The organism is Micromonospora sp. NPDC047738 (genome assembly GCF_040642675.1).
Classification (GTDB): Bacteria; Actinomycetota; Actinomycetes; order Mycobacteriales; family Micromonosporaceae; genus Micromonospora.
In genome coordinates this window covers 1-1,042 of the sequence record NZ_JBEYSO010000087.1, presented here as the reverse complement: position 1 = coordinate 1,042, position 1,042 = coordinate 1, and the positions used below count along the sequence as shown (strand labels likewise).

Here is a 1,042-nt window from a genome sequence, read left to right as displayed (position 1 = left end):
CGGCCCGCGTCGCTTCGCGACGCGATCTCTTGTTGGCGCTGTTCTTTGATCGAACGGTCTTCGAACAGCGGGTGCCCCGTGAATTGATCTTACCTTGCGCCGGCCTTCAGCCGCTGCCAGCCCGTGACCAGGCGGGCGCCGTTGTCACGCAAGGCCACCCCGAATCGGGTGGCCGGCACCATGAGCGTCGCGGCAGTGGCGAACCCGTTCTGCTTGGGTGCAACGAGCTTGCGGTGCTCGTACTCGTAGGCCTTCAGGCCCTGCCCGAGGTCGTTGCGGTGCTCGGCCAGCGTCCGCGCGAGCGTGTACGCCCCCGCCATCGCCAGGCTCGACCCGTCGCCGAACAGTGACACCGAGGACGCGGCGTCGCCGAGCAGCCCTATGCGCCCCTGGGACCAGGTGTCGAGGCGTACCTGGCTGACAGCATCGAAGTAGAGGTCTCCGGCATCGCGTACGCGCTCGATCAGTTCGGGCACGATCCAGCCGCCGCCCGCGTACGCCTGCTCGACGATGCGCTTGTGCTGGGCGGTGTCGCGGTAGTCGTAGCCGGGCACGGGTTTGCTGCGCCAGATGAACGCCGCGATGCCGCCGTCGCCGCGTACCGGATGGACGGAGGCGAGGTGGCCGGGCATGCCGTAGAGCAGCACGTCGGTCGTCGGATTGAGCTCGCGCTCGACGGGCAGGGTTGCCACGTAGAGCCCGCGGTGCCTGACGAAGTCCGTCTCCGGTCCCCAGGCGAGCCTCCGGACCATCGAATGCTGTCCGTCGGTGCCGATGACCAGGTCGAACCGGCGCGGTGCACCCCGTTCGAAGGTGACGTCGACACCGCTACCGTCCTGGGTGAGGGCTGAGATGGAGTCGCCGTAGATGAACTCGGCGCTACCGGCCGCGGCGTCGGTGATGATCGCGGCCAGGTCGGCCCGGGGCACCTCGACCTCGGTAGCCCGGTTGACCGGCAAGTCGACGCGGCTCTTGCGCCGTCCCTGTGCGTCGACGAAGGCGAGGCCGGTCGTCGCCGTCGCGGCCGCACGCAGCCGGGGGA

At 69.4% G+C, this 1,042-nt stretch carries 1 protein-coding gene; it reads right to left on the bottom strand.

Going from position 1 to position 1,042, the window contains the following annotated elements; translation table 11 throughout:
• Positions 1-89: 89 nt before the first annotated feature.
• Positions 90-1,042: FAD-dependent monooxygenase (locus ABZ783_RS37425; RefSeq protein ID WP_357447991.1), on the bottom strand; the 953-nt coding region annotated here is incomplete at its 5' end.